The 543-nt window shown below is 32.6% G+C and carries 1 pseudogene; it reads right to left on the reverse strand.

Annotated elements, in window-relative coordinates:
- Positions 1-543: pseudogene (locus IM284_RS23245) on the reverse strand (hypothetical protein); the annotation flags it as partial.

Raw genomic sequence — 543 nt, forward strand, 5'->3', positions numbered from 1 at the left:
ATATTTATCAACTCGCTATTTGAGTTTCTTTCACTCCCATGATGTGACAATTTGGTGACACAAAAATCTGGTTCAATTTTGTTTAACCTGAAGGATTCAATGACATCAGTAGCCCATGCATCACCTAAAAACAATCCCCTAAAACCATTATACTCTATGATTAGAGATAAGCTGGTTCTGTTAGTAATAGATCTATCAGGCAGGAATTTATCGGTTCCATTAGCGACATCTTCAATACACTCTAATAAGGTAGGTTCCACTTTTTCATCAGATGATATTTGAGGTTGATTCTTTTTGATATAATCATCATGCATATGATGAAGTGCATCAATAGTCGGTGTTAGAGGAATAAGCTTTATATCATTAATAATGACTGGTTCATTACCAAATATTAATGCCTCCAAGGAAACTGTTTTATCCTTAATAAGGGTATCTAAACTGATATCTTGATTATAGGAAATCTGTTGTTCATGATCATTAAAAAGTTCACCACAAATACTGAGGCTATTAAAAATGAACTTTTCAATTTTAATCCCTGAAGAT

It is taken from the genome of Enterobacter cloacae complex sp. P12RS, assembly GCF_014895875.1.
In the GTDB taxonomy this organism is placed as follows: domain Bacteria; phylum Pseudomonadota; class Gammaproteobacteria; order Enterobacterales; family Enterobacteriaceae; genus Enterobacter; species Enterobacter bugandensis.